23 protein-coding genes are annotated in these 23,385 nt (G+C 36.4%); all 23 read left to right on the top strand.

Features of this window, described 5'->3' with window-relative positions:
- Positions 1–81 precede the first annotated feature (81 nt).
- The 23 genes from rnc (at position 82) to hslV (ending at position 23,384) form a co-directional block, all read left to right on the top strand.
- Positions 82–822, top strand: a complete 741-nt coding sequence (gene rnc / locus PY093_RS00675) for a ribonuclease III (protein WP_275643924.1) — start codon at positions 82–84, stop codon at positions 820–822.
- Between the two features lie 135 nt (positions 823–957).
- Positions 958–4,518, top strand: a complete 3,561-nt coding sequence (gene smc, locus PY093_RS00670) for a chromosome segregation protein SMC (RefSeq protein WP_275643923.1) — start codon at positions 958–960, stop codon at positions 4,516–4,518.
- Between the two features lie 30 nt (positions 4,519–4,548).
- A complete protein-coding gene (gene ftsY, locus PY093_RS00665) occupies positions 4,549–5,544 on the top strand; it encodes a signal recognition particle-docking protein FtsY (RefSeq protein WP_275643922.1) in 996 nt (331 codons plus the stop codon).
- 238 nt (positions 5,545–5,782) lie between these two features.
- Positions 5,783–6,112, top strand: a complete 330-nt coding sequence (locus tag PY093_RS00660) for a putative DNA-binding protein (RefSeq protein WP_275643921.1) — start codon at positions 5,783–5,785, stop codon at positions 6,110–6,112.
- Between the two features lie 12 nt (positions 6,113–6,124).
- A complete protein-coding gene (gene ffh / locus PY093_RS00655; protein ID WP_275643920.1) occupies positions 6,125–7,465 on the top strand; it encodes a signal recognition particle protein in 1,341 nt (446 codons plus the stop codon).
- Positions 7,466–7,557: 92 nt separating this feature from the next.
- Complete coding sequence (rpsP, locus tag PY093_RS00650) at positions 7,558–7,830, top strand: 30S ribosomal protein S16 (RefSeq protein WP_193472748.1); 273 nt, start codon at positions 7,558–7,560, stop codon at positions 7,828–7,830.
- A 14-nt stretch (positions 7,831–7,844) separates the two neighbouring features.
- The gene (locus PY093_RS00645) at positions 7,845–8,075 is read left to right on the top strand and encodes a KH domain-containing protein (RefSeq protein ID WP_275644180.1); all 231 of its coding nucleotides are present in this window, start codon (positions 7,845–7,847) and stop codon (positions 8,073–8,075) included.
- A 218-nt stretch (positions 8,076–8,293) separates the two neighbouring features.
- Positions 8,294–8,680, top strand: coding sequence for a YlqD family protein (locus tag PY093_RS00640; protein ID WP_275643919.1), 387 nt, complete (start codon positions 8,294–8,296; stop codon positions 8,678–8,680).
- Positions 8,681–8,690: 10 nt separating this feature from the next.
- Positions 8,691–9,206 carry a ribosome maturation factor RimM gene (gene rimM, locus PY093_RS00635; RefSeq protein WP_275643918.1) on the top strand — a complete coding sequence of 172 codons (516 nt, stop codon included), beginning with the start codon at positions 8,691–8,693 and terminating at the stop codon, positions 9,204–9,206.
- A 1-nt stretch (position 9,207) separates the two neighbouring features.
- On the top strand, positions 9,208–9,945 hold the full coding sequence (gene trmD / locus PY093_RS00630; protein ID WP_275643917.1) for a tRNA (guanosine(37)-N1)-methyltransferase TrmD: 738 nt from the start codon (positions 9,208–9,210) through the stop codon (positions 9,943–9,945).
- Between the two features lie 143 nt (positions 9,946–10,088).
- Positions 10,089–10,433 (top strand): 50S ribosomal protein L19, encoded by a 345-nt coding sequence (gene rplS / locus PY093_RS00625; protein WP_275643916.1) that lies wholly within the window; start codon positions 10,089–10,091, stop codon positions 10,431–10,433.
- 426 nt (positions 10,434–10,859) lie between these two features.
- Positions 10,860–11,384: a signal peptidase I gene (lepB, locus tag PY093_RS00620; protein ID WP_275643915.1), complete on the top strand. Its 525-nt coding sequence runs from the start codon at positions 10,860–10,862 to the stop codon at positions 11,382–11,384.
- Positions 11,385–11,431: 47 nt separating this feature from the next.
- Positions 11,432–12,292: a ribosome biogenesis GTPase YlqF gene (gene ylqF, locus PY093_RS00615; RefSeq protein WP_275643914.1), complete on the top strand. Its 861-nt coding sequence runs from the start codon at positions 11,432–11,434 to the stop codon at positions 12,290–12,292.
- A 120-nt stretch (positions 12,293–12,412) separates the two neighbouring features.
- Positions 12,413–13,189, top strand: a complete 777-nt coding sequence (locus tag PY093_RS00610; RefSeq protein ID WP_275643913.1) for a ribonuclease HII — start codon at positions 12,413–12,415, stop codon at positions 13,187–13,189.
- A 30-nt stretch (positions 13,190–13,219) separates the two neighbouring features.
- A complete protein-coding gene (locus PY093_RS00605; protein ID WP_275643912.1) occupies positions 13,220–14,530 on the top strand; it encodes a hypothetical protein in 1,311 nt (436 codons plus the stop codon).
- Positions 14,527–14,802, top strand: a complete 276-nt coding sequence (locus tag PY093_RS00600) for an EscU/YscU/HrcU family type III secretion system export apparatus switch protein (protein ID WP_275643911.1) — start codon at positions 14,527–14,529, stop codon at positions 14,800–14,802. The genes PY093_RS00605 and PY093_RS00600 overlap by 4 nt, the downstream gene beginning before the upstream one ends.
- A 281-nt stretch (positions 14,803–15,083) precedes the next feature.
- Complete coding sequence (gene sucC / locus PY093_RS00595; RefSeq protein WP_275643910.1) at positions 15,084–16,244, top strand: ADP-forming succinate--CoA ligase subunit beta; 1,161 nt, start codon at positions 15,084–15,086, stop codon at positions 16,242–16,244.
- Positions 16,245–16,261: 17 nt separating this feature from the next.
- Entirely contained in the window at positions 16,262–17,164 is a 903-nt protein-coding gene (gene sucD / locus PY093_RS00590) for a succinate--CoA ligase subunit alpha (protein WP_275643909.1), read from the top strand.
- Positions 17,165–17,253: 89 nt separating this feature from the next.
- Positions 17,254–18,138, top strand: a complete 885-nt coding sequence (gene dprA, locus PY093_RS00585; RefSeq protein WP_275644179.1) for a DNA-processing protein DprA — start codon at positions 17,254–17,256, stop codon at positions 18,136–18,138.
- A gap of 184 nt (positions 18,139–18,322) precedes the next feature.
- Positions 18,323–20,398 (top strand): type I DNA topoisomerase, encoded by a 2,076-nt coding sequence (topA, locus tag PY093_RS00580; RefSeq protein ID WP_275643908.1) that lies wholly within the window; start codon positions 18,323–18,325, stop codon positions 20,396–20,398.
- 141 nt (positions 20,399–20,539) lie between these two features.
- Complete coding sequence (gene trmFO / locus PY093_RS00575) at positions 20,540–21,853, top strand: FADH(2)-oxidizing methylenetetrahydrofolate--tRNA-(uracil(54)-C(5))-methyltransferase TrmFO (protein ID WP_275643907.1); 1,314 nt, start codon at positions 20,540–20,542, stop codon at positions 21,851–21,853.
- Between the two features lie 56 nt (positions 21,854–21,909).
- Complete coding sequence (xerC, locus tag PY093_RS00570; RefSeq protein ID WP_275643906.1) at positions 21,910–22,812, top strand: tyrosine recombinase XerC; 903 nt, start codon at positions 21,910–21,912, stop codon at positions 22,810–22,812.
- A gap of 29 nt (positions 22,813–22,841) precedes the next feature.
- Positions 22,842–23,384: an ATP-dependent protease subunit HslV gene (hslV, locus tag PY093_RS00565; RefSeq protein ID WP_275643905.1), complete on the top strand. Its 543-nt coding sequence runs from the start codon at positions 22,842–22,844 to the stop codon at positions 23,382–23,384.
- Position 23,385 lies beyond the last annotated feature (1 nt).

Below are 23,385 nucleotides of genomic sequence, written 5' to 3'. Positions count from 1 at the left end.
GTAATGGTAAAAGTTAAAAAGGAAAGAAAAGTTTGAACATAGTTTAGGCTGGCGCACTGCGCTTTTCTTATGGAGGAACATATGATAAAACGAGTTAATCGCAAAGAAAGAAATTATGTAGGTCCAAAATTTACAAGCTTTCAAGAAAGAATAGGAATTGCCTTTAACAATGAAAAATTATTAATTCATGCTTTTACTCATTCATCTTATGTGAATGAGCATCGCAAAAAACCGTACGAAGATAACGAACGGTTAGAATTTTTGGGAGATGCAGTTTTAGAGCTGACTATTTCTGAGTATCTTTTCAAAAAATACCCTTATATGAGTGAAGGTGAATTAACAAAGCTTCGTGCTTCAATTGTTTGTGAACCTTCCCTAGTATCGTTTGCACATGGTCTTGCATTTGGTGATTTGGTCCTGCTTGGTAAAGGTGAAGAATTAACAGGTGGACGTGAGCGACCGGCCTTATTAGCAGATGTATTTGAAGCATTTGTAGGTGCATTATATTTAGACCAAGGTATTGAAAAGGTACGAGGGTTTCTTGAGAGTGTCGTTTTTCCAAAAATAAATGAAGGTGCTTTTTCTCATGTGATGGATTATAAGAGTCAACTTCAAGAATTAGTTCAACGTGATGGGAGAGGCATAGTAGAATATCGGGTTTTACAAGAAAAAGGACCTGCCCACAATCGTGAATTTATGTCACGAGTTTCGATGGACGGAGTTGAGCTTGGAATCGGCACAGGAAAATCTAAAAAGGAAGCAGAGCAAAAGGCTGCTCAAGTTGCACTTAAGCTTTTACAGGAAAAGAATGAAATAAAATAAAAACGATCCCTCCATATGAAATGGGGGATTATTTATTTTACTAATAAAAAACATTCTGACCAAAACTGTACTTTATGATAAAATATGTAAGACTTCTATGTCATACATACTAATTTTTGCTTAAGGGGGGGGCTTATGTTCCTCAAACGTTTAGATATTGTTGGTTTTAAATCATTTGCCGAAAGAATTGCAATTGATTTTGTACCAGGTGTTACAGCAGTTGTGGGTCCTAATGGAAGCGGGAAAAGTAATATTACAGATGCCGTCCGATGGGTTTTAGGTGAACAATCTGCAAAATCACTCCGAGGTGTAAAAATGGAAGACATTATCTTTGGAGGTAGTGATTCCAGAAAAGCGTTAAATATTGCTGAAGTAACCCTAACATTAGATAATGAAGATCACTTTTTGCCAATAGATTACCATGAAGTTAGTGTAACGAGAAGAGTCTACCGTTCTGGTGATAGTGAGTTTTTTATAAATAAACAAAGCTGTAGACTTAAGGATATTGTTGACCTTTTTATGGATTCAGGACTTGGTCGTGAAGCATTTTCAATCATAAGTCAAGGAAAAGTAGAAGAAATATTAAGTAGTAAAGCAGAGGAACGACGTAGTATTTTTGAAGAAGCAGCTGGGGTTCTTAAATATAAGAATCGCAAGAAAAAGGCAGAATATAAACTAGCAGAAACGCAAGAAAATGTTAATCGTGTAAATGATATTTTACATGAATTAGAAAGTCAAGTAGAGCCTTTAAAGATACAAGCATCCATTGCAAAGGATTACTTACAGAAGAAAGAAGAACTAGAGCATATTGAGGTTGCGTTAACTGTTTATGAGATAGAGGATTTTCATCAAAAATGGGAAGCCTTTAATGAGCAAATTAAACTCCATAAACAACAGGAACTAGATATGTCTTTTGCACTGCAAATGAAAGAGGCTGAAATCGAAAAACATCGTGACCATGTTGAAGCTCTTGATGGATCTATAAACGACTTACAACAAGTATTACTAATTGCTAGTGAGGAGCTAGAAAAACTGGAGGGGCGAAAGGAAGTTTTAAAAGAACGTAAGAAGAATGCCCATCAAAACAAAGCCCAATTGCAAAGTCTTGTTGAAGAACTAAAAGAAAAGTTAGATCATCTATCACAAGTAAAAGTAATCGAGAATGACTTTGTGAAATCTTTGACTAAAGAAGTGAATGCTATAAAAGCTTCACTAAAAGATAAACAAGCATTATTTTCTGCATATGATCAAAATATAGAAGAAAAGCTCGAGGATTTAAAAAGTGAATATATCGAGTTATTAAATCGACAAGCTTCTTCACGTAACGAATTAAGTTATTTGCAAGATCAAATAAAGCAACAGCAAAATAAAAATATTAGGTTAGTTGAAACGAACGAAAAATACATTAAAGAACGTATGGAAATTGAAAATGAAAAAATTCGTCTCCAAACGGTGCTTTCTACTATAGAAGCTGAATTAGACCAACAAATCAAATCCTATCGTAACGAACAAATTAAACTTGAAAACCTAAAGGCAAAGTATCAAAAGCAGGAATCAATTCTTTATCAGGCCTATCAATTTTTACAACAGACAAAATCGCGGAAAGAAATGCTTGAGGAAATGCAGGATGATTACACAGGCTTTTTCCAAGGAGTAAAAGAAGTCCTTAAAGCAAGAGAGGGAAAGCTCGAAGGAATAGAAGGGGCGATTGCTGAATTAATAAGTGTACCTAAAGAATATGAGACTGCTATTGAGATTGCACTTGGTGCTGCAACCCAGCATATTGTTGTTGACGATGAACAAAATGCAAGAAAGGCCATTAACTTTTTAAAGCAGCATTCATTTGGAAGGGCTACTTTTTTACCTCTGACGGTAATCAAGGAACGCACAATCCCAGCAAGTCAACTACAGTCTTTAACAAGTCACACTGCATTTATAGGAGTTGCTTCAAACCTTGTTGCATTTCAAACTAAGTTTCAGTCGGTGGTCACTAGTCTGTTGGGAACTGTTATTGTAACAAAGGATTTAAAAGGTGCAAATGATTTAGCGAGGCTTATAAATTACCGTTTTCGGCTTGTTACTTTGGATGGTGATGTTGTCAATCCAGGTGGCTCTATGACAGGTGGTGCTGTTAAACAAAAGTCTAATTCATTACTAGGGAGAAGTCGTGAATTAGAGGATATTACCCAGAAATTAGCAGAAATGGAGACGAAAACCGCACAACTTGAAGAACAAGTTAAGACGTTAAAGCAGTCTATTTCTAACCAAGAAATAGTTCTAGAACAATTTCGCGAGAATGGGGAAAATTTACGGTTAAAGCATCAAACGATTAAAAGTGAAGTTCGTGAAGTCGAGTTTAAAGAAAAAAGCGCGAACGACCATTTAACACTATATGATCAGGAAAAACAGATGACTGATAGTGAGAATAAAAAAATGGCTTCACGCACTTCGGAGCTGGAACGGACGTTAACTACTATTTCTACCGAATTACAAGCACTTGACACAACAATTAATCAGTTGAATTTCCAGAGAAATGACCAACAAATGTTGAAAGAGACATTGCAATCAGAAATCACAGATATAAAAGTACTACTAGCAGGAAAGCTTCAGTTACTAGAAAATCAGCAAGAGAAACTTTCACGCACAACAGATGAGTTTCTAGAGACAGAATCAAAATATACTGAAACAACTGAGGATTTATCGCTATTAACAAATGAGATGTCGTCTAGTAGTTCCGGGGAAGTGGAATTAGAAGCTGCTGCCAAGCGAAAATTTAATGATAAAAATCAAACCATTCAACTCATCTCAAGTCGCCGACAACAACGCTTGCAGATACAAACTAGTGTTGAGGACCTCGAGCGAGAGCTTAAAGAGGGAAAAAGGCAGTACAAACAGCTCGTAGATATTCTCAAAGATGAAGAAGTCAAAATGAACAGACTGGATGTCGAACTAGAAAATAGGTTGACACATCTACGTGAGGAGTATCATATAACCTTTGAAGCTGCTAAGCAAAAATATTCGCTTGAAATTGATGCTTTGGAAGCTCGTAAAAAAGTAAAACTCATCAAGCTTGCGATTGATGAATTAGGGTTGGTTAACATTGGAGCAATTGAGGAGTTTGAAAGGGTGTCAGAGCGCTATGAGTTCTTGTTAGAACAAAAAAATGATTTACAAGAAGCAAAGGACACCTTGTACAAAGTAATCGATGAAATGGACGATGAAATGAAAAAGCGCTTTAATGAGACGTTTACAAGTATTCGTTCACACTTTGAAACGGTGTTTCAAGCTTTATTCGGTGGGGGAAGAGCGGATCTACGTTTGACAGACCCTACTGATTTATTAAATACAGGAGTTGATATTGTCGCGCAGCCGCCTGGTAAAAAGTTGCAAAATCTCGGTTTATTATCAGGTGGTGAGAGAGCACTAACAGCAATCGCACTTCTATTTTCAATCCTAAAAGTAAGACCAGTACCATTTTGTGTGCTCGATGAGGTAGAAGCAGCACTTGATGAAGCAAATGTATTCAGGTTTGCACAATATCTTAAAAATTTTAGTGATGATACGCAATTTATTGTTATTACACATCGAAAGGGTACAATGGAAGAGGCTGACGTCCTCTACGGTGTGACAATGCAGGAATCCGGAGTTTCAAAGTTAGTCTCTGTTAGACTGGAAGAAACCAAAGAGCTAGTTTAAGAAATAACTAATAACGAAAGGAATGGTAATGTGAGCTTTTTCAAAAAATTAAAAGAAAAAATAACAAAGCAAAGTGACACAGTTAGTGAAAAGTTTAAAGAAGGGTTGTCGAAAACGCGCAACTCATTTTCTGAACGTATAAATGACCTTGTTGCCAAGTACCGTAAAGTTGACGAAGACTTTTTTGAAGAATTAGAAGAGATTCTAATATCTGCTGATGTTGGGGTCTCTACCGTAATGGAACTTATAGACCAACTAAAAATGGAGGTCAAAAGAAGAAACATCCAAGAAACAAAAGATGTTCAAGCAGTAATTTCAGAAAAGCTTGTTGATATTTATAAAGGTGGAAATGAAGTATCGCCAGACCTAAATCTCCAATCCGATGGTTTAACAATAATCTTAATTGTTGGAGTTAATGGAGTAGGGAAAACGACGACTATCGGTAAATTAGCGCACCGTTTGAAAAATGAAGGTAAGTCTGTCATGCTAGCTGCAGGTGATACATTTAGAGCTGGGGCAATCGATCAACTCGAGGTGTGGGGTGAGCGAGTAGGTGTTGATGTTATCAAACAATCAGAAGGTTCAGATCCAGCTGCAGTTATGTTTGACGCAGTTCAAGCAGCTAAATCACGAAATGTAGATGTTTTATTATGTGATACAGCTGGGCGGTTGCAAAATAAAGTGAACTTAATGAAAGAGCTCGAAAAAGTAAAACGTGTAATCGAGCGTGAGCAATCTGGCGCTCCACATGAGGTTCTATTAGTTCTAGATGCAACAACTGGACAAAATGCAATGACACAAGCCAAAACGTTCTCTGAAGCTACAAACGTTACTGGAATCGTTTTAACAAAGCTAGATGGAACAGCTAAAGGAGGAATCGTTTTAGCTATTCGAAATGAGTTAGAAATACCAGTTAAGTTTGTTGGATTAGGAGAAAAGGTTGATGATTTACAAAAGTTTGATGCAGAACAATTTGTATATGGTTTATTTTCTGATTTGATTGAGAAGGATACAGAAGAGGATTGATAAGGTATTTGACGCTCCTGCAGATGAATGCAGGGGTGTTTTTTAAATTCTATCTCCGGGGACCTTGCGCTTTTCATGAAAGATAAGAAAGGATATAAATTTGTAACTAGTCTTAGTGTCTAGCTCCAGGCGCCTTGCGCTTTTCGGTACTGCCAAGAAAAAAACTTGACATCCATGCTGGTAAATTGTAAAATAATCTCTTGTAAAGGTATTTCACTTAACAAAGGGGGCAGCCACTATGCTTGAAAAAACGACAAGAATCAATTATCTTTTTGATTTTTATCAGTCGTTATTAACACCCAAGCAGAGGAGCTACATGTCTTTATATTATTTAGACGACTTTTCCCTTGGTGAAATAGCAGAAGAATATGAAATAAGTCGTCAAGCGGTATATGACAATATTAGACGTACTGAATTAATGCTTGAAGAGTATGAAGAAAAGCTGTTACTATTTCAAAAGTTTCAAGAGCAACAACAATTGTTACAAAAGCTAAAACATCTTTGCGACCAAAACGGTTCCAAGGATGAACTTTTAAATATAATTGAAATGCTTGAGAAATTAGATTAGGGGGCGGCATACATGGCATTTGAAGGATTAGCCGACCGACTGCAAAACACTATCCAGAAGATCCGTGGAAAAGGAAAAGTAACTGAAGCTGATGTAAAGGAAATGATGAGAGAAGTTCGTCTTGCACTTCTTGAAGCTGATGTTAACTTTAAAGTTGTAAAAGATTTTGTAAAACGCGTAAGTGAGCGTTCAATTGGACAAGAAGTGATGAAAAGCCTAACCCCTGGTCAACAGGTTATTAAGGTTGTCCAAGAAGAACTTACAAATCTTATGGGTGGCGAGCAAAGTAAAATAGCCGTCGCAAAGCGTCCACCAACGGTTATTATGATGGTTGGTTTACAGGGTGCGGGTAAAACGACAACGGCAGGTAAACTTGCTAATTTACTTAGAAAAAAGCATAACCGTAATCCGATGTTGGTTGCTGCTGATATATATCGACCAGCTGCAATTAAACAATTAGAAACTCTTGGAAAACAATTGAGTATGCCTGTCTTTTCACTTGGTGATAAGATCAGTCCTGTTGAAATTGCAAAACAAGCCATTGAAAAGGCAAAGGAAGAACATCATGATTATGTTCTTATCGATACAGCGGGGCGACTTCATATTGACGAAACTTTAATGGATGAATTAAAGCAAGTCAAAGAAATTGCAAAGCCAGATGAAATTTTCCTTGTTGTTGATGCAATGACCGGACAGGATGCAGTAAATGTTGCCGGAAGCTTTAATGATCTACTCGGATTAACAGGTGTAGTTTTAACCAAGTTAGATGGAGATACTCGTGGTGGGGCAGCTCTGTCTGTTAAGGCTGTAACAAATACGCCGATTAAGTTTGTAGGTCTAGGTGAAAAACTAGACGCAATTGAAGCATTTCATCCTGAACGGATGGCTTCGAGAATTCTCGGCATGGGTGATGTGCTAACATTAATTGAAAAAGCACAAGCCTCTGTTGATGAGGATAAGGCTAAAGAGCTAGAACAAAAAATGCGTTCAGCGTCATTTACCTTCGAAGACTTTTTAGATCAGCTTTCACAAGTTCGTAATATGGGTCCATTAGATGAAATATTAGGGATGCTTCCTGGTGCGAACAAAATGAAAGGCTTGAAAAATGTTCAAGTTGATGAAAAACAAATTAATCATGTTGAAGCGATTATTCGTTCGATGACAAAAGCAGAGAAAGTTAACCCAGACATCATCAACGCGAGTCGTAAAAAACGAATTGCAAAAGGTAGTGGAAGAACTGTTCAAGAAGTGAATAGACTACTAAAGCAATTTGAAGACATGAAAAAAATGATGAAGCAAATGACAAGCATGACAAAGGGTAAGAAAAAAGGGTTTAAATTACCATTTATGTAAAGTATCCTGTGTTAAGAAAAAATACTTTACAAACATAAAAGTAATTGCTAATATTATATCTTGTTTAAATAATTTCGGAGGTGCTATATAAAATGGCAGTAAAAATTCGTTTAAAACGTATGGGAGCAAACAAATCTCCTTTTTATCGTATCGTAGTAGCTGATTCTCGTTCACCACGTGATGGACGTTTCATTGAGACAGTTGGAACTTACAATCCTGTAAACCAACCAGCTGAAGTAAAAATTAATGAAGAGTTAGCATTAAAATGGTTACAAAATGGTGCTAAGCCATCTGATACAGTTCGTAACTTATTTTCTAAACAAGGCATTATGGAAAAATTCCACAACGCTAAACAAAGCAAGTAATGAATATGGTAAAGATGAAAGAGTTAATTGAAACAGTTGTCAAGGCCCTTGTAGATTTGCCAGATGAAGTTACTGTTACAGAAGCTTCTGATGATCGTACAATTACGTACGTATTATCTGTCAATAAAGATGATATGGGAAAGATAATCGGTAAACAAGGTCGAGTTATTAAATCAATTCGAACTGTTGTTTATGCAGCAGGCACTGGACTTAATAAACGAATTCATCTAGAGATTAACGAATAGGTAAAGTGATGTTAACTTGATTTTTGAGTAAGTGGACAATCTTAAATGGGTAAACTGCTTATGAATTCATAAACAAGATTACTGCTTTACGAAGAATAAGGGCGAGGGAAACCTCCCCTTTTTTATATACGAAAAAAAGAGTATTTCCTTAGAATCTGATTGCCCCTTTCTTTTTTTCTTATTAGTAGTAAGGCTAGCTTTTACTCGAGGTGATTGTAGTGAAAATAATACGTAATGTAGTTGTTAAACAGGTTTTGACCGAACAAAGTAAAGCTAAGCTCTTAGAAAGCTTTGAACATAAAAAAAGACAGCTAGTAAATGAATGTGAACAATTGCGGTTTGATGCTAAAAAAACAGCTAAGAATAACAAGTATAGCCCCAACCAAGTTCAAGCTTACTTTGCTAAGGAAATCGATGCAAGACAGGAAAAAGTGAAGCTCATTGATTTTCAAATTGATCAACTACATACACTTCCTTTAGGCAGTGAGATAAAGGAAAAAGAAATTCAAGGTATTGCTGATGTTTCTATTGGTGATAATTGGGATGAAATAAGTTCTACAAAAATAATTCTTGTTAAAGATGGAGTTATAGAGGACATACGTTAGAGGTGAAAGTATGGAGAATTGGTTTAATGTTGGGAAAATTGTTAATACACAAGGCATTAAAGGGGAAGTTAGAGTTGTATCCAAAACGGACTTTGGTGACCAAAGGTATAAGGTGGGTAATAAGCTCTATCTTTTTATGCCAAATAGTACGGAGCCATTTGAAGTAACTGTTACTAGTCATAGAGTTCATAAATCATTTGATATACTTACATTTGAAGGCTATAACGGGATAAATGAAGTTGAAAAGCTTAGAGATGCAATTATTAAAGTACCTAAAGAACAATTAGGTGAGCTAGAAGAAAACGAATATTATTTTCATGAAATAATCGGTTGTACCGTTTTAACAGAGGATGGAGAAGAGTTAGGGAAGATAAGTGAAGTGTTAACCCCGGGTGCAAATGATGTTTGGGTCGTTAAAAGAAAAGGTGGTAAGGAAGTTTTAATCCCTTATATTAATGATATTGTAAAAGAGGTTAATGTAGCAGATAAAATTGTTAAAATCCACCTTATGGAAGGACTACTATAGTATGAAAATCGATATTTTAACTCTCTTTCCAGAGATGTTTTCCGGTGTATTTGGGGAGTCGATTTTAAAAAAGGCACAAGAAAAAAACGCAGTAACCTATAATGTTGTAAATTTTCGCAACTACTCAACAAATAAACATCAAAATGTAGACGATTATCCTTATGGAGGTGGGGCTGGAATGGTCTTAACACCCCAACCTATCTTTGATGCTGTTGCTGACTTGACAAATCAGAATGAAAAGAAACCTCGTGTGATTCTTATGTGCCCTCAAGGTGAAAGGTATAATCAAAAAAAAGCGGAAGAACTTTCTAAAGAAGATCACCTTATTTTTATCTGCGGACACTATGAAGGCTACGATGAGCGTATTCGTCAGCATGTTGTAACAGATGAAATATCGATTGGTGATTATGTACTTACTGGTGGAGAATTAGCTTCAATGGTAATTGTTGATAGTGTTGTCCGTTTATTACCTGACGTATTAGGGAATGAAGATTCTCCTATAAAGGATTCTCATAGTAGTGGATTATTAGAGCATCCTCATTATACAAGACCTGCTAATTTCCGTGGATTAGAGGTACCTGAAGTTCTCCTAAACGGAAATCACAAAAAAATAGATGAATGGCGAGAACGAGAATCGTTGCGAAGAACAATTCTTCGCCGCCCTGATTTGATAACAAACTATGAATTGTCAGAAAGACAAAAAAAATGGTTAAAAGAAATAGAGAAAGAAGTAGAGTAACTATTGCAACATACTAGGTGTTATGGTATGATATTTTTTGTGACTTGGGCAATAAATATTGCACTTGTCTTTATAACGATGTTCCGCTGCAATGATAGTAAAAAGCATTGTTATGAGCATCTGTGAGAAGGAGATGAAAGTCGATGCAACAATTAATCGCAGAAATTACGAAAGAACAATTAAGAACAGACCTTCCTACGTTCCGCCCTGGAGATACTGTACGTGTACACGTTAAAGTTATCGAGGGTACACGCGAACGTGTTCAGGTATATGAAGGTGTTGTAATTAAGCGTCGTGGTGGCGGAATTAGCGAAACATTTACAGTACGTAAGATCTCTTATGGTGTAGGTGTTGAACGTGCGTTCCCTGTGCACACACCAAAAATTGCTAAGCTAGAAGTACTTCGTCGTGGTAAAGTTCGCCGTGCGAAATTATACTATCTACGTGAACTTCGTGGTAAAAAAGCACGTATTAAAGAAATTCGATAATAGTAAGAAAAGGAGCTTGTTTAACAAGCTCCTTTTAATTTCATAAAAAACTACATATAATAAGTAGTGTATGAATGTAGTTTCTCTTAAACTTTTATCAGTGTCTGGACTTTTGTTGCTAGCATTGTTTGACATAGGGTTAATAGAAATTGTTATAATACATAAGAGAAAAAGCGTAGGGCGCCAGCCTACCTGAGCGTCGATTAAAACCCGCCACGTCCTGTGGCGAACATCGACATTAGCACTTCTTGAGCAAGTCAAGCATAAGACGAGCCGGCTGGAAGGTTGTTCTTTACCTTCCGGACGGGATTGGCTTATGACCTCGAGTCGATGGCGCCCAGAGCTAAACACCAAAACTAGGTAAATAATTTTATATTTACTTACTTATCTTTGTACAAAGACTATTGTTAGGTGGAGGAACAGGAGATGACTCGAAAAAAAAATGAGCTTTGGGAATGGATTAAAGCATTAGCAATTGCTGTGATTTTAGCGGCTACGATTCGTTATTTTTTGTTTGCGCCGATAGTTGTTGATGGTTTATCAATGATGCCTACACTTCAAAATGAAGATCGTATGATTGTAAATAAAATCGGCAGTCCAGAAAGGTTTGATATCGTTGTTTTCCATGCAACAGAAGAGAAGGATTATATTAAGCGAATCATAGGTCTACCAGGTGATTACATTGAATATAAAGACGACACACTATATGTTAATGGAAAAGCATATGAAGAGGCTTATTTAGATCAATATAAGTCAGAATTGGTGGATGGTCCATTAACAGAACCGTTTGTTTTTGAACGTGTCCCAGAAGGTCAAGTATTTGTAATGGGTGATAATCGAAGGTTCAGTAAGGATAGCCGCCATATTGGACCTGTACCTATGGAAGAAATACTTGGAAAAACAAATTTGGTATATTGGCCTTTATCTGATGTGAGAATTATAAAAAAATGATAATGGGTTCACTAATGCGAAGAAAATTAAGTTAAGTTGGTGAATAAATGACAATTCAATGGTTTCCAGGCCATATGGCCAAAGCGAGACGACAAGTAACAGAAAAATTAAAATTCATTGACATTGTATTTGAATTAGTTGATGCACGTATTCCTGCTGCGTCAAGGAATCCAATGATTGATGAAATTATTACGAATAAACCACGCCTGGTCCTTTTAAATAAAGCTGACATGGCTGACCCGAGAATGACTAAAGAATGGATTTCCTTTTATAAAAAACAAGGAATTCATGCTTTGGCAATTGATTCACAAACGGGAAGTGGACTAAAACAGATTATAACGTCTTCAAAAGAGATACTAAAGGAAAAGTTTGATAAAATGGCTGCTAAAGGTATTAAGCCAAGGGCTATACGTGCCTTAATCGTCGGAATTCCAAATGTCGGAAAGTCTACATTGATTAACAGACTAGCCAAAAAAAATATTGCCAAAACGGGTGATAGACCCGGTGTAACTAAGGCTCAACAATGGATTAAAGTTGGTAAGGAATTAGAGTTACTTGATACTCCTGGTATTCTATGGCCAAAGTTTGAAGATCAACAAGTTGGTCAAAAGCTTGCTGTGACTGGAGCGATTAAAGATACAATCATTAATCTTCAAGATATAGCCGTCTATGCCCTTACGTTTTTAAAAGAGAAATATCCAAATCGTTTAAAGGAAAGATATAATCTAGATGAATATCCAGAAGATATCGTGTCGCTTTTTGATGAAATCGGTAAGCGGAGAGGCTGTATGGTCTCAGGTGGATATATTGATTATGATAAAACAGCTGAACTTATATTACGCGAGCTTCGTTCAGAAAAGCTTGGTCCAATATCGTTTGAAGAACCTAAGGAAGAAGTTGAAGATTAATAATACGATACTAATTAGTAGATAATCAGAACTGGACTTGCTACCACACTAGCAGGTCTTTATTTTTTTGTGTTTTTGTCGATATAAGAATAAAGCATTAAAGAAAGTGAGTTATTAACGATGAATACTAAAACAATAAAAGATATTGAGAAATTATTAGGGACAATGACAGATGTAAATCATCCATTTATATCGGAATGCCAGCAAGATAGTCGTAAGGGGGTCCAAAAATTAGTAAAAAAATGGTTGAATGGTAAAAACGAAGAGCTGAATTTTGAAATTAGTTTCTTAGAAATGTCTAAGTATGAAAGTGCATTATATAAAAGAGGGATTAACTATATTGCAGGTATTGATGAAGTTGGCCGCGGACCATTGGCTGGTCCGGTAGTTGCAGCTGCGGTGATCCTCCCAAGAGACTTTAAATTGTTAGGAATTAATGATTCGAAAAAGCTGACAGATAAAAAGAAAGATGAACTGTTTGAAACTATTAATCAAGAAGCACTTTCTATTGGGATTGGCATCATATCGGCGAAAAAAATTGATGAAGTGAATATTTATGAGGCGACTAAGTTAGCTATGATAAAAGCTATTAAGCAATTATCACTAAAACCAGAGCATTTATTAATAGATGCGATGAAATTACCCGTACAAATCCCTCAAACTTCAATAATCAAAGGTGATGCCACAAGCATATCGATTGCAGCTAGTTCTATTATTGCAAAGGTTACACGAGATAGGCTAATGAAGAGGTTAGGAGATAAATACCCTTTATACGGATTTGAGAAACATATGGGATATGGGACTTCTCTACATATAGACGCATTAAATAAACATGGGGCGACAGCCGAACATAGACAGTCATTTGCACCGGTGGCAAATGTTATGAATCCTATTTAAAGATCTATCTACACTCAAGGGGAAAAGATAATGAAGGTAAACATGATCCAATCAATGCTAAAAAGTGCGAATATCGGACAAAGTCATGCCTTAGCTTTTAAGAAAGGTCAGATTTTTCAAGGCAGGGTTGTTAAATTATACAAGGATGATATTGCTCAAATTCAAGTAGGAAAATTGAAATTAGTTGCTAAACTTCAAGCACCGCTAAGTATTGATAATCAGTACTTGTTTCAAGTACAACCTAGTAAAGAACAAACAGAGTTGAAAATACTGGATAGAGTTAAAGAGAATTCATCAATGAACATGGGGAATTCAAACAAACCAGCAACACAAATTATGCAAAAGTTAGGTCTTAAAAGCACGAAAGAAAATCTTGAACTAACACAGTTTTTCCTGAAAAATAATATTCCTTTTTCCAAGGAAAATTTGCATCATGCCAGACAGTGGCTTCCAGTGGAAGAGGGAGTATCGAAAGGCTTAATTGCATTTAAACTTTTACTTACACGAGGTTTACCTTTCACCTATAACAGCTTTAAAGCTATGGTAGCCCTTCAGGACGAAACTCCCCTAGTTAACCATTTAACAAAGTTGCATGATTCACTAGAGGTGCTGCAGAGCAAATCTGCAAGTGTGAATCAACTTCTCGAGAAGCTAAAGTTTATTGTGGCCAAAGAGTCAGGAGTAGGCCTTTCTCAGCCGTGGGATGATGGCCCGAATACTTTAACAGCTATGAAACAACTTTTGACCATGTTTGGCCTACAATATGAACATGATGTGGTTACGTCATTAAGTAGAGGTGAGAGGCAAATCCAAAATGATACTTTAAAGCCGCTTCTATTGTCAACTTTATCCGAACTTGGACAAACACCGATGAAAGATGGAATCGAACATATTATTAATAGACTAACAGGTCAGCAGTTACTTTCACAAGAAACTGGGTCGTTTCAACAATTAATTCTCCAATTACCTATTCAGTTAGGTAGTATACTTACTGATTTGACAATCCAATTCAATGGTAAAAAACAAAATAATGGAGAAATAGATCCAAACTATTGTCACATCATTTTTAACTTGGAGTTAGAACATCTTAAAGAAATAACGGTTGATGTTAAAATACAAAACAGAGTGATGAATATAACAATTTTTAATGATAACAGGCGATTAGATCTAATAATTGCAAGTCTGAAACCATCCTTAGTAGAAGGCCTTGAACATATTAATTATAAGCTATCGAGCTTACAGGTAGTAAATGGAACGGAACTGAGCCTTGGGCCAAAAAAAGAATCAATCGTTTCAAGGAGTAGTTTTGAAGGATTTCATGGAGTTGATTTGCGGATATGAAGAAAAACAAAATTGAGCCATTACGTGCAGTAGCTTTATCTTATGATAAAATTAAGCCGGCACCTGCAATTGTTGCTAAAGGTCAAGGTGTGATTGCTGAGAACATTATTAAGCTAGCACGGGAACAAAATATTCCAATCCAAGATGACCCGACATTAGTTCAGCTATTAAGTCAATTAAAGATTAATGAAACAATACCTGAAGAATTATATCAGGCAGTAGCGGAAATTTTTGCATTTATTTACAAAGTAGATAAAAAAATGAATCAATAAAATAATTCTAAAATTATTATTTTTGGATAGTTTTTGGTGGGTCTATTGATGTAACGGTGTTTAATCACTTTAAGAAAGTAAGAAAATTTTAGATTTAAATGTACTTATTTGAATTGAATAGTAGACAATGTACATATCATTTTATACAATGTAAACGCAGTCTAATTTTTTTGATCAGAAACTATAAATGAATGTTCTGATTTCTAAATATGAAAATAAAGCAAGATTTTAGTTGCTTGAATTTTCTCACAAAAGGCTTACATATGATAGGAGGATGGGAAATGAATATCCATGAGTATCAAGGGAAAGAAATCCTCAGAAAATACGGGGTTGCTGTTCCAAATGGTAAAGTAGCATTTACGGTTGAACAAGCTGTTGACGCTGCAAAAGAACTTGGCACAGAGGTTTGTGTAGTTAAGGCTCAAATCCACGCGGGTGGACGTGGTAAGGCTGGAGGAGTTAAGGTTGCTAAAAACCTAGAAGAGGTTCGTACATATGCTAGTGAAATACTAGGAAAAACTCTAATAACTCACCAAACAGGTCCAGAAGGTAAAGAGGTAAAGCGCTTACTAGTTGAAGAGGGCTGCGATATCAAAAAAGAATACTATATTGGTCTAGTATTAGATCGCGCTACTTCTCGTGTTGTTTTAATGGCATCTGAAGAAGGCGGAACAGAAATTGAAGAGGTGGCAGAAAGCACGCCAGAAAAAATCTTCAAGGAAGTTATCGATCCTGTAGTAGGATTACAAGGTTTCCAAGCTCGTAGAGTTGCTTTTAACATTAATATTCCAAAAGAATTAGTTGGACAAGCAGTTAAATTCATGATGAGCTTATACACTGCATTTGTTGAAAAAGATTGTTCAATCGCTGAAATCAATCCACTAGTTGTTACAGGTGATGGGAAAGTAATGGCATTGGATGCAAAATTAAACTTCGATGCAAATGCGTTATATCGTCAAAAAGATATTGTTGAATATCGCGATTTAGATGAAGAGGATGCAAAAGAGATTGAAGCATCTAAATATGACCTAAGCTATATTTCACTTGATGGAAACATCGGTTGTATGGTAAATGGTGCAGGACTTGCTATGTCGACGATGGACATTATAAAGCATTATGGCGGCGATCCCGCAAACTTCCTGGACGTTGGGGGCGGTGCAACTGCTGAGAAAGTAACAGAAGCATTTAAGATTATTCTATCAGACAAAGCTGTAAAGGGTATTTTCGTAAATATCTTTGGTGGAATTATGAAATGTGATGTTATCGCAGAAGGTGTTGTAGCAGCTACAAAACAAGTAGGCTTAGAGATTCCTCTAGTAGTTCGTCTTGAAGGAACAAACGTTGACCTAGGTAAAAAGATTTTACAAGAGTCAGGTCTTAATATAACTGCTGCTGAATCTATGGCAGATGGCGCACAAAAAATCGTATCACTTGTAGGATAGAAAGGCAGGGGACATTCATGAGCGTATTTATTAATAAAGATACAAAAGTACTTGTTCAAGGAATTACCGGTTCTACAGCATTATTTCATACGAAGCAAATGCTAGAATACGGTACAAATATTGTTGGTGGTGTAACACCTGGTAAAGGTGGTACAGAAGTTGAAGGAGTAGCAGTATATAATACTGTTAGTGATGCAGTAAGTGCAACTGGAGCTAACGCTTCAGTAGTCTACGTTCCAGCACCGTTTGCAGCTGATGCAATTATGGAAGCAGTAGATGCTGAATTGGATCTAGTAATTTGTATTACTGAGCATATTCCTGTATTAGACATGGTTAAAGTAAAGCGTTATATGGAAGGCAAAAAGACTCGTTTAGTCGGTCCAAACTGCCCAGGTGTTATTACGCCTGACGAATGTAAAATTGGTATTATGCCAGGATATATTCACACTAAAGGTCACGTAGGAGTTGTGTCTCGTTCTGGAACATTAACTTACGAAGCAGTTCACCAATTAACTCAAGAGGGTATTGGACAATCAACTGCTGTTGGTATTGGTGGAGACCCTGTTAATGGCACAAACTTTATCGATGTATTAAAAGCATTTAATGAAGATGAAGACACCTATGCCGTTATCATGATTGGTGAAATAGGTGGAACTGCCGAGGAAGAAGCAGCCGAGTGGGTAAAAGCAAATATGACTAAGCCGGTTGTAGGCTTCATTGGTGGCCAAACGGCTCCTCCAGGAAAGCGTATGGGCCATGCTGGCGCAATTATTTCAGGTGGTAAGGGTACTGCTGAAGAGAAAATTAAAACGATGAACGAATGTGGTATTAAGGTAGCTGAAACACCATCAGTAATGGGTGAAACTTTAATATCTGTGTTAAAAGAAAAAGGTTTATATGACAAGTGTAAAACACACTAAAAATGATAAAATAGTCCCCCTATGGGGGCTATTTTGCATGATTTTAAAATGGAATCACTAAGTTAATATAGAATCTATTAGGAGGTACAATTGTGAATACAATTAGAGAACACTTAATCCATCTACATCACTGTAGAGGCGTCGGCTGGAAATCAATTCATCGGTTACTACAATATGATCCTACCCTATCTTCGATTTATCATCTTTCCCCAAAAAAACTTGAGACTCTCCTTGAAATTTCAAAAACCTCACTTTTAAATTTAGTAAATGATTTGCATTCTACTAAAATCCAAAGTATGCTAAAACAATATTATGAAAAAAATATTCATGTAATTACAATTTTTGATGATGCCTACCCTGCATTATTGAAACAAATTTTTGATCCACCTTGGGTCTTATACGCAAAAGGCGATATCTCATTACTAAATACAAAAAAGTTAATAAGTGTTGTTGGAACGAGACTAGCTACTGAATATGGGTTTAAAAGTTTGCAAAAGCTTATTCCACCGCTAATTGAAAATGAGTGGTGCGTTGTAAGTGGATTGGCTGAGGGAATTGATACAATAGCCCATAAACTCACCATTGCTAATGGCGGAAAAACAATTGCAGTAATCGGAAGTGGATTTTATCATATTTATCCAAAAAGCAATCAGCAATTAGTAGAATGTGTAGAGATTGACCATCTATTACTTTCAGAATATCCCCCCACCACGAAACCACAGAGATGGCATTTTCCAATGCGAAATAGGATAATTAGTGGCTTAAGTGCAGGAACCATCGTTATTGAGGCTAAAGAAAGAAGCGGCTCACTCATTACTGCAGATCAAGCTCTACAACAAGGTAGGGAGGTCTTTGCTGTCCCGGGCTCAATTTTAGACGAGAAATGTACAGGTACTAATCGCCTTATTCAACAAGGAGCTAAATTAGTAATTAGCCATGAAGATATTTTCGAAGAGCTTAACATCCATACATGATGTCATATGCCGATTCAACAAAAAGGCCATCCGCTATCTTTTTTAGGTGAATGCAACCTAAGAATAAAAAAGCAATTTAATACATTATATTTAAACTATTTAAAAATAACTGTTTGACAAACCATAGAGTAATATTTAATAATAGTGAAGATTTATATTACCCTCTTTAAGGAGGAACTGTTTCATGTCCGACTACTTAGTCATAGTTGAATCACCAGCTAAAGCAAAAACAATTGAACGTTATTTAGGTAAAAAATATAAGGTAAAGGCTTCAATGGGCCATATTAGGGATTTACCTAAAAGCCAAATGGGTGTTGATACTAAAAATCACTTTGAACCTAAATATATTACTATTCGCGGTAAGGGTCCTGTCTTAAAAGAATTAAAAACTGCTGCAAAAAAAGCAAAAAAAATCTTTCTTGCAGCTGACCCCGACAGAGAAGGAGAGGCAATTGCGTGGCATTTAGCACATAGCCTTAATATAGATGTGACATCTGATTGTCGTGTGGTATTTAATGAAATTACGAAAGATGCGATAAAGGAATCATTCAAGCATCCGCGAGCAATTAATATGGATTTAGTTGATGCACAACAAGCACGCCGCATTCTTGATCGATTGGTGGGCTACAATATCAGTCCATTGCTTTGGAAAAAAGTAAAAAAAGGTCTAAGTGCAGGAAGAGTTCAGTCAGTTGCTGTTAGACTTGTGATTGAAAGAGAAAAAGAAATAAAAGCATTTATTCCAGAAGAATACTGGACAATTAAAGCTGATTTTCTAAAGGGAAAAGAAACCTTTGAAGCTCAATTCTTTGGTGTTGGTGGCAAAAAACAGGAATTAACAAATGAAGTAGAAGTAAAAGACATTCTTGAAAAAATTGAGGGAGCATCCTTCACTGTTCAGTCAGTTACTAAAAAAGAGCGTAAACGAAACCCAGCACCACCTTTTATCACATCATCCCTGCAACAAGAAGCAGCTAGGAAACTTAATTTCCGAGCTAAAAAGACGATGATGATCGCCCAGCAGTTATATGAAGGAATTGACCTTGGAAAAGAGGGTACGGTAGGTCTTATTACATACATGCGTACAGATTCAACTCGTATTTCTGAGACTGCGCAAAACGAGGCTGCTGAATATATTGGGCAAGCCTATGGTAAAAACTTTCTTTCTGATGAAAAAAGAAAAGAAAAGAAAGATGCTAATACCCAAGATGCCCATGAAGCAATACGACCAACTTCGACATTACGAGAACCAAACACGTTAAAGGAATATTTAAGCCGGGATCAATTAAGACTGTATAAGTTAATTTGGGAAAGATTTGTTGCAAGTCAAATGGCCCATGCTGTGATGGATACAATGAGTGTCGATCTCGGTAATGCTGATGTTATCTTTAGGGCTACCGGTTCAAAGATAAAATTCCCAGGTTTTATGAAACTATATGTTGAGGGAACGGATGATACGGTAGAGGAAAAAGATAAAATGCTTCCTAACCTGAAAGAAGGGGACAATGTTCTATCGAAAGATATTGAACCTAAACAGCATTTCACACAGCCGCCTCCACGATATACTGAAGCTCGTCTAGTTAGAACACTAGAAGAACTTGGTATAGGAAGACCTTCCACATATGCACCTACCTTGGATACAATACAAAAGCGTGGTTATGTATCCTTGGATAATAAACGGTTTATCCCAACAGAGTTAGGGGACATTGTTTTAGAATTAATTTTAGAATTCTTCCCTGAAATTTTGGATGTTGAGTTTACTGCAAAGATGGAAAATGGTCTTGACGAAGTCGAAGATGGAAAAGTTGAATGGGTAGATGTTATCGATCAATTTTATCACGATTTTGCAAAACGATTAGAAATTGCAGAAAATGAAATGCGAGAAGTTGAGATAAAGGATGAACCAGCAGGCGTAGATTGTGAAGAATGTAGCAACCCAATGGTCTTTAAAATGGGGCGTTACGGAAAGTTCATGGCTTGTTCCAATTTCCCTGAATGCCGAAATACGAAGCCAATTGTTAAAGAAATAGGAGTTACATGTCCTAATTGTAATGAGGGTAATATCATAGAACGTAAAAGTAAAAAACGAAGAATCTTCTATGGCTGTGACCGATACCCAAAATGTGAGTTCCTATCTTGGGATAAACCAATTGCCAGAAAATGCCCTAAGTGTGAAAGTATGCTAGTTGAGAAAAAACTTAAAAAGGGATTACAAGTACAATGTGTAGAATGTGATTACAAAGAAGAGACTCAAAAATAAAGGAAACTTATTTTGCGGTGAGCTCACATTATGCTCACCTCTTTTTATTCTAAAAAATGAATTTGTATAAGTGTGATTTTGATTCCCATAATAGGAGTATATATCGCATTTAATAGTGTAGAGCATTGGAGGCTTTAAAATATGAATGAAGTTGTAGTAAATGTAATCGGGGCCGGGTTAGCTGGAAGTGAAGCAGCATGGCAAGTTGTAAAAAGAGGCGTAAAAGTAAACTTATATGAAATGAGACCTGTAGTTCAAACTCCTGCACACCATACAGATAAATTTGCAGAGCTTGTATGTAGTAACTCGCTGCGAGGCAATTCACTAACAAATGCCGTAGGTGTTCTTAAAGAAGAGATGCGAATCCTGGATTCAGTAATAATCGGATCGGCAGACGCATGTGCTGTCCCTGCTGGTGGTGCTTTAGCTGTTGACCGTCATGAATTCGCTGCAAATGTTACTGATCGAGTTAAAAACCATCCTAATGTAACAGTATATAATGAAGAAATTGTAAAAATACCTGAGGGTCCTACAATAATAGCTACGGGGCCATTAACATCAAAATCACTTTCAGAGCAATTACGATCTCTTACCGGTGAAGAATATCTGTATTTTTACGATGCAGCGGCACCTATTCTTGAAAAAGATAGCATTGATTTGAATAAAGTTTACCTTAAATCACGCTATGATAAAGGAGAAGCAGCCTACTTAAACTGTCCGATGACAGAAGAAGAGTTTGATCGTTTTTATGAAGCATTAATTACTGCAGAAACTGTTCCACTTAAAGAGTTCGAAAAGGAGATCTTCTTTGAAGGTTGTATGCCTATCGAGGTTATGGGAAAACGCGGAAAAAAGACAATGCTATTTGGACCAATGAAACCTGTTGGACTAGAAGATCCTAAAACAGGCAAAAGACCTTATGCAGTGGTACAATTAAGACAAGATGATGCAGCTGGAACTTTATATAATATTGTAGGCTTCCAAACACACCTAAAGTGGGGTCCGCAAAAGGAAGTTATTCGACTTATTCCAGGTCTTGAGAATGCGGAAATCGTGAGATATGGTGTCATGCATAGGAACACTTTTATTAACTCGCCAAAGCTATTAAAGCCAACATATCAATACCGTGATAGAAACAACTTGTTTTTTGCCGGACAAATGACGGGTGTAGAAGGCTATGTTGAATCGGCAGCTTCAGGCTTAGTTGCAGGAATAAATGCTGCCAGGCTTGTATTAGGTCAAGAATTGCTGACATTCCCGGCTGAAACAGCGATTGGAAGTATGGCAAAATATATTACGACAACTAATTCTAAAAACTTCCAACCTATGAATGCTAATTTTGGACTATTTCCTGATTTAAATGAAAGAATTAAAAACAAGCAGGAACGGTATGAGCAATATGCCGGGAGAGCATTGGAAACAATTCAGAATTTTATAAAAAAAGAATCGAAATAGTTTGCAAGGGCTACTGAATTATGATAATATTTAGTAGCCCTTGTGAGGTGAAAAATTTGGAAAATGTGAAATTTTCATTACATTTGTTTATTCAATATTTACAAATTGAGAAAAACGCTTCAAAATATACAATTGTATGCTATGAGCAAGATATTAAGGAATTTATGGAGTTCATGAAACGGCAAACGATTGCTCATTTTTCTGAAGTGGTTTATTCAGACGTTCGATTATATTTAACCGGCCTATATAATAACAACCTTAGTAGTAGGTCAGTGTCTCGTAAAATATCGAGTTTGCGAAGCTTGTTCAAGTTTCTGTTGAGAGAAAAAATAGTTGCGGAGAATCCATTTACTTTAGTATCTCTTCCAAAGAAGGAACAAAGAATTCCCAATTTTTTATATAAAGAGGAATTAGAGTCTCTTTTTGAAGTATCCGATTTAACTACTCCAATCGGCCAACGCAATCAGGCTCTTTTAGAACTATTATATGCAACCGGAATTCGAGTTAGTGAATGTTGTGAAATTGAATTGAATGATATAGATTTTTCACTCGAAACAGTGCTAGTTCATGGCAAAGGGAATAAGCAACGTTATGTTCCTTTTGGGGGCTTTGCTAAAGAAGCGATTGAACAATACATAAATGTAGGCAGGGTAGGGCTAGGTAAAAAGGCGAAAGCAAAAACAAATCATTTATTTTTAAACTTTCGTGGTGGGCAACTTACATCCAGGGGAGTTAGGTTAGTTTTAAACACTATGATAAAAGATTCAGCTTCTTTAGTTCATATCAGTCCACATATGCTACGTCATACTTTCGCTACTCATTTATTAAATGCTGGCGCAGATATGAGAACTGTTCAAGAACTTTTAGGACATTCTCATCTTTCATCAACACAAATGTACACACATGTAACGAAGGATTATTTAAGAAACATTTATATGTCCTCCCATCCTAGGGCATAAAGTGTTCTCTAAAAGAGGAGGTCCAAATTATGACAACGTTTCATGCGACAACCATCTTTGCAGTTCAACATAATGGAAAATGTGCAATGTCAGGTGATGGTCAGGTAACCTTTGGAAATGCAGTTGTTATGAAGCATACAGCTCGTAAAGTTAGAAGATTGTTTCAAGGGAAAGTCCTAGCAGGTTTTGCTGGGTCTGTAGCAGATGCTTTTACTTTATTTGAAATGTTTGAAGGGAAGCTTGAAGAATACAATGGGAATCTTCAACGTGCTTCAGTAGAACTTGCTAAACAATGGCGAAGTGATAAGGTCCTAAGGAAACTTGAAGCAATGCTGATTGTTATGGATGAAAAGAACATTTTACTTGTTTCAGGTACAGGTGAAGTAATTGAACCAGATGATGGCGTATTGGCGATAGGATCCGGTGGCAATTATGCTCTGTCAGCTGGTCGTGCACTAAAAAAATATTCTGGAGAGCAACTAACTGCTACTCAGATTGCTAAAGCAGCACTTGAAATTGCTAGTGAAATTTGCGTGTATACAAATGAAAATATTATTGTTGAAGAGTTATAAA

The organism is Cytobacillus sp. S13-E01 (assembly GCF_029193815.1).
Taxonomy (GTDB): domain Bacteria; phylum Bacillota; class Bacilli; order Bacillales; family Bacillaceae_L; genus Bacillus_BV.
The sequence above is the reverse complement of the archived record's forward strand: the minus strand, read 5'-3'. Positions and strand labels throughout refer to the sequence as shown.

Excerpts from the sequence above, each read along its gene's own strand:
- rnc (WP_275643924.1), top strand. The coding sequence starts at position 82 with ATGATAAAACGAGTTAATCGCAAAGAAAGAAATTATGTAGGTCCAAAA.
- smc (WP_275643923.1), top strand. The coding sequence starts at position 958 with ATGTTCCTCAAACGTTTAGATATTGTTGGTTTTAAATCATTTGCCGAA.
- PY093_RS00660 (WP_275643921.1), top strand. The coding sequence starts at position 5,783 with ATGCTTGAAAAAACGACAAGAATCAATTATCTTTTTGATTTTTATCAG.
- ffh (WP_275643920.1), top strand. The coding sequence starts at position 6,125 with ATGGCATTTGAAGGATTAGCCGACCGACTGCAAAACACTATCCAGAAG.
- rpsP (WP_193472748.1), top strand. The coding sequence starts at position 7,558 with ATGGCAGTAAAAATTCGTTTAAAACGTATGGGAGCAAACAAATCTCCT.
- PY093_RS00645 (WP_275644180.1), top strand. The coding sequence starts at position 7,845 with ATGAAAGAGTTAATTGAAACAGTTGTCAAGGCCCTTGTAGATTTGCCA.
- rimM (WP_275643918.1), top strand. The coding sequence starts at position 8,691 with ATGGAGAATTGGTTTAATGTTGGGAAAATTGTTAATACACAAGGCATT.
- trmD (WP_275643917.1), top strand. The coding sequence starts at position 9,208 with ATGAAAATCGATATTTTAACTCTCTTTCCAGAGATGTTTTCCGGTGTA.
- rplS (WP_275643916.1), top strand. The coding sequence starts at position 10,089 with ATGCAACAATTAATCGCAGAAATTACGAAAGAACAATTAAGAACAGAC.
- lepB (WP_275643915.1), top strand. The coding sequence starts at position 10,860 with ATGACTCGAAAAAAAAATGAGCTTTGGGAATGGATTAAAGCATTAGCA.
- ylqF (WP_275643914.1), top strand. The coding sequence starts at position 11,432 with ATGACAATTCAATGGTTTCCAGGCCATATGGCCAAAGCGAGACGACAA.
- PY093_RS00610 (WP_275643913.1), top strand. The coding sequence starts at position 12,413 with ATGAATACTAAAACAATAAAAGATATTGAGAAATTATTAGGGACAATG.
- PY093_RS00605 (WP_275643912.1), top strand. The coding sequence starts at position 13,220 with ATGAAGGTAAACATGATCCAATCAATGCTAAAAAGTGCGAATATCGGA.
- PY093_RS00600 (WP_275643911.1), top strand. The coding sequence starts at position 14,527 with ATGAAGAAAAACAAAATTGAGCCATTACGTGCAGTAGCTTTATCTTAT.
- sucC (WP_275643910.1), top strand. The coding sequence starts at position 15,084 with ATGAATATCCATGAGTATCAAGGGAAAGAAATCCTCAGAAAATACGGG.
- sucD (WP_275643909.1), top strand. The coding sequence starts at position 16,262 with ATGAGCGTATTTATTAATAAAGATACAAAAGTACTTGTTCAAGGAATT.
- topA (WP_275643908.1), top strand. The coding sequence starts at position 18,323 with ATGTCCGACTACTTAGTCATAGTTGAATCACCAGCTAAAGCAAAAACA.
- trmFO (WP_275643907.1), top strand. The coding sequence starts at position 20,540 with ATGAATGAAGTTGTAGTAAATGTAATCGGGGCCGGGTTAGCTGGAAGT.
- hslV (WP_275643905.1), top strand. The coding sequence starts at position 22,842 with ATGACAACGTTTCATGCGACAACCATCTTTGCAGTTCAACATAATGGA.